At 56.0% G+C, this 5,328-nt stretch carries 3 rRNA genes; all 3 read right to left on the minus strand.

What is annotated here, in order from left to right:
* Window positions 1-106, minus strand: a 5S ribosomal RNA gene (rrf, locus tag ACT3SP_RS18595); the annotation flags it as partial.
* A 125-nt stretch (window positions 107-231) separates the two neighbouring features.
* A 23S ribosomal RNA gene (locus ACT3SP_RS18600) occupies window positions 232-3,298 on the minus strand.
* A 380-nt stretch (window positions 3,299-3,678) separates the two neighbouring features.
* A 16S ribosomal RNA gene (locus ACT3SP_RS18605) occupies window positions 3,679-5,198 on the minus strand.
* Between the last annotated feature and the right edge of the window lie 130 nt (window positions 5,199-5,328).

Here is a 5,328-nt window from a genome sequence, read left to right on the forward strand (position 1 = left end):
ACCTACTCTCCCACACCCTCCCGAGTGCAGTACCATCGGCGCAATCGAGCTTAGCTTCCGGGTTCGGAATGGAACCGGGCGTTTCCTCGACGCTATGACCGCCGTAACACAATGAGACACAACCAGACCACCACCACACCCCACACAGGAACATGGCCAGCAGGATTGTTTCCCGAGAACCGCACAGTGGACGCGAACACACACACATAAACAACCAACACAAAAACATGTTGAAGTAAGTCATCGGCCATTAGTACCAGTCAGCTCCACACATTGCTGCGCTTCCACATCTGGCCTATCAACCCAGTCATCTACTGGGGGCCTCCCACACCACAAGGGTGCACGGATATCTCATCTCGAAGCAGGCTTCCCGCTTAGATGCTTTCAGCGGTTATCCCTTCCCGACGTAGCCAACCAGCCATGCCCTTGGCAGAACAACTGGCACACCAGAGGTCAGTCCATCCCGGTCCTCTCGTACTAGGGACAGGACTTCTCAAATATCCAACGCGCGCAGCGGATAGGGACCGAACTGTCTCACGACGTTCTAAACCCAGCTCGCGTACCGCTTTAATAGGCGAACAGCCTAACCCTTGGGACCAACTCCAGCCCCAGGATGCGACGAGCCGACATCGAGGTGCCAAACCATGCCGTCGATATGAGCTCTTGGGCAAGATCAGCCTGTTATCCCCGGGGTACCTTTTATCCGTTGAGCGACACCCATTCCACAATGAGGTGCCGGATCACTAGTTCCTGCTTTCGCACCTGCCCGACATGTCTGTCTCGCAGTCAAGCTCCCTTGTGCACTTACACTCAACACCTGATTGCCAACCAGGCTGAGGGAACCTTTGAGCGCCTCCGTTACTCTTTAGGAGGCAACCGCCCCAGTTAAACTACCCATCAGACACTGTCCCTGATCCGGATCACGGACCGAGGTTAGGAATCCAGAACGACCAGAGTGGTATTTCAACAACGACTCCACACTCACTGGCGTGAATGCTTCCCAGTCTCCCACCTATCCTACACAAGCCGTCCCGAACACCAATATCAAACTATAGTAAAGGTCCCGGGGTCTTTCCGTCCTGCTGCGCGTAACGAGCATCTTTACTCGTAATGCAATTTCGCCGAGTTCGCGGTTGAGACAGTGGAGAAGTCGTTACGCCATTCGTGCAGGTCGGAACTTACCCGACAAGGAATTTCGCTACCTTAGGATGGTTATAGTTACCACCGCCGTTTACTGGGGCTTAAATTCTCAGCTTCGACACCAAAGATGTCTAACCGGTCCTCTTAACCTTCCAGCACCGGGCAGGCGTCAGTCCGTATACAGCGTCTTACGACTTCGCACGGACCTGTGTTTTTAGTAAACAGTCGCTTCTCCCTGGTCTCTGCGGCCCTCACCGCTCTCACGGTTCGGGCCCCCCTTCTCCCGAAGTTACGGGGGCATTTTGCCGAGTTCCTTAACCACGATTCTCTCGAACGCCTCGGTATTCTCTACCTGATCACCTGAGTCGGTTTAGGGTACGGGCGACCGTATTCGTCACGCCGGAACTTTTCTTGGCAGTACAGGATCACTCTCCTACGCCCATACGGGATCCCCATCACGTCTCACCCTCATGACCCCAGCATTACCCGGGGTCGGGCTGCACGCTTAGACGGACTAAGCCATAAAGTCCGCGGAAGCTACCTCTCTGCGTCATCCCTCGCGCTGACCTACTACAACCTTGGTTCCCAGCCTCATCACCAACCCCACCCCGAAGGGCAGGGAGACGACTCGGGTGGTTAGCATCGACTGCCTCGGTATGGGTCCTCCTACGATCGGTTCGGGAATATCAACCCGATGTCCATCGACTACGCCTGTCGGCCTCGCCTTAGGTCCCGACTAACCCAGGGCGGATAAACCTGGCCCTGGAACCCTTGATCAATCGGCGGACGGGTTTCTCACCCGTCTTTCGCTACTCATGCCTGCATTCTCACTCGTGCAGCCTCCACCACTGGGTTCCCCCGCGGCTTCACCGGCTGCACGACGCTCCCCTACCCACCCAGACACAAAGCCTGAGTGACACAGCTTCGGCGGTGTGCTTGAGCCCCGCTAAATTGTCGGCGCAGAATCACTTGACCAGTGAGCTATTACGCACTCTTTCAAGGGTGGCTGCTTCTAAGCCAACCTCCTGGTTGTCTCAGCAACTCCACATCCTTTTCCACTTAGCACACGCTTAGGGGCCTTAGCTGATGTTCTGGGCTGTTTCCCTCTCGACCATGAAGCTTATCCCCCACAGTCTCACTGCTGCGCTCTCACGTACCGGCATTCGGAGTTTGGCTAAGGTCAGTAACCCGGTGGGGCCCATCGCCTATCCAGTGCTCTACCTCCGGCACGAAACACGCAACGCTGCACCTAAATGCATTTCGGGGAGAACCAGCTATCACGAAGTTTGATTGGCCTTTCACCCCTATCCACAGGTCATCCCCTCCATTTTCAACTGAAGTGGGTTCGCGCCTCCACGCGGTCTTACCCGCGCTTCACACTGCCCATGGATAGATCACTTCGCTTCGGGTCTAGAGCCGGCGACTGAACGCCCCGTTCAGACTCGCTTTCGCTACGGCTACCCCACACGGGTTAACCTCGCCACCGACCACTAACTCGCAGGCTCATTCTTCAAAAGGCACGCCGTCACCCCAAAAGGCTCCGACGGATTGTAAGCACACGGTTTCAGGTACTATTTCACTCCCCTCCCGGGGTGCTTTTCACCTTTCCCTCACGGTACTTGTCCGCTATCGGTCAAGAGGTAGTATTCAGGCTTACCAGGTGGTCCTGGCAGATTCACACCGGATTTCACGGGCCCGGTGCTACTCGGGAACAGCGTCACGCCGCACAGCAGTTTCGTCTACGGGGGTCACACCCTCTACGCCGTCGCACTCACCACGACTTCGACTACCACTACACGTCCACGCCGATGAGCCGGCAGACCCATCAGACACGTCCCACAACCCCCAACCTGCAACCCCTGCCGGGTATCACACAGACCAGGTTTAGCCTCCTCCGCTTTCGCTCGCCACTACTCACGGAATCACTGTTGTTTTCTCTTCCTGCGGGTACTGAGATGTTTCACTTCCCCGCGTTCCCTCCACACTGCCTATACATTCAGCAGCGGGTACCACGACATGACTCGTGGTGGGTTTCCCCATTCGGACATCCTCGGATCACAGTTCGGTTGTCAACTCCCCGAGGCTTAACGCAGACTCCCACGTCCTTCGTCGGCTCCTCTTGCCAAGGCATCCACCGTGTGCCCTTTAAAACTTACGGCAACACAAAGACACTTTGCGTCATAAAAATTGCTTACAAGATGCTCGCGTCCACTATACAGTTCTCAAAAAACAACCCCACACCCAACACCACCACGCACACGCGCCAGCAGCACCAGGGAGGACCAGCCACACACCCCACAACCCGGACAGACCCCATCAAGAGCCCCTCCACAGTCACAGGGCCGCATGCAGCCTCACAACCCAACAGCGTGTCTCCACCTCGAACCCACCGCCACCACCCGTTCCACACCCCAAAGGAGCAGTACTAGAGCAGCAGACGCTGAATGAAGCGCCCATTCGTTGATGTTCCACCCGTGAGCAACCACCCCCACCACACTCGGGCAGGACGATGGCCACCAAAATGGTGATGCTCCTTAGAAAGGAGGTGATCCAGCCGCACCTTCCGGTACGGCTACCTTGTTACGACTTAGTCCCAATCACCGATCCCACCTTCGACAGCTCCCTCACGAGGATGGGCCACTGGCTTCGGGTGTTACCGACTTTCGTGACTTGACGGGCGGTGTGTACAAGGCCCGGGAACGTATTCACCGCAGCGTTGCTGATCTGCGATTACTAGCGACTCCGACTTCATGGGGTCGAGTTGCAGACCCCAATCCGAACTGAGGCCGGCTTTTTGGGATTCGCTCCACCTCACAGTATCGCAACCCATTGTACCGACCATTGTAGCATGCTTGAAGCCCAAGACATAAGGGGCATGATGATTTGACGTCGTCCCCACCTTCCTCCGAGTTGACCCCGGCAGTCTCCTATGAGTCCCCACCATCACGTGCTGGCAACATAGAACGAGGGTTGCGCTCGTTGCGGGACTTAACCCAACATCTCACGACACGAGCTGACGACAACCATGCACCACCTGTGCACCAGTCCAAAGAAAGCCACATCTCTGCAGCCGTCCGGTGCATGTCAAGCCTTGGTAAGGTTCTTCGCGTTGCATCGAATTAATCAGCATGCTCCGCCGCTTGTGCGGGCCCCCGTCAATTCCTTTGAGTTTTAGCCTTGCGGCCGTACTCCCCAGGCGGGGCACTTAATGCGTTAGCTACGGCGCGGAAAACGTGGAATGTCCCCCACACCTAGTGCCCAACGTTTACGGCATGGACTACCAGGGTATCTAATCCTGTTCGCTACCCATGCTTTCGCTCCTCAGTGTCAGTAATGGCCCAGAGACCTGCCTTCGCCATCGGTGTTCTTCCTGATATCTGCGCATTTCACCGCTACACCAGGAGTTCCAGTCTCCCCTACCACACTCTAGCCTGCCCGTACCCACCGCACGCCCGAGGTTGAGCCTCGGGTTTTCACGGCAGACGCGACAAGCCACCTACGAGCTCTTTACGCCCAATAATTCCGGACAACGCTTGCGCCCTACGTATTACCGCGGCTGCTGGCACGTAGTTAGCCGGCGCTTCTTCTGCAGGTACCGTCACTCTCGCTTCTTCCCTACTGAAAGGGGTTTACAACCCGAAGGCCGTCATCCCCCACGCGGCGTCGCTGCATCAGGCTTTCGCCCATTGTGCAATATTCCCCACTGCTGCCTCCCGTAGGAGTCTGGGCCGTGTCTCAGTCCCAGTGTGGCCGGTCGCCCTCTCAGGCCGGCTACCCGTCATCGTCTTGGTGAGCCATTACCTCACCAACAAACTGATAGGCCGCGAGTCCATCCCCCACCGATAAATCTTTCCAACACCACCCATGCGGGAAGTGTTCATATCCGGTATTAGCCACGATTTCCCGAGGTTATCCCGAAGTGAGGGGCAGGTTACTCACGTGTTACTCACCCGTTCGCCACTAATCAGACGAGGCAAGCCCCGTCGTCATCGTTCGACTTGCATGTGTTAAGCACGCCGCCAGCGTTCGTCCTGAGCCAGGATCAAACTCTCCATGAAAACATGAAAAACTATAACCTGACAAAATAAACAAACAACCAGCATAAAACTGCTGTATCATCCGTAAAATTGCCATTCAAAATAATGGCATCAACAAACAGACACGCTATTGAGATATCAAGCAACACGC

This window comes from Brachybacterium sp. AOP43-C2-M15, assembly GCF_052446295.1.
In the GTDB taxonomy this organism is placed as follows: Bacteria; Actinomycetota; Actinomycetes; order Actinomycetales; family Dermabacteraceae; genus Brachybacterium.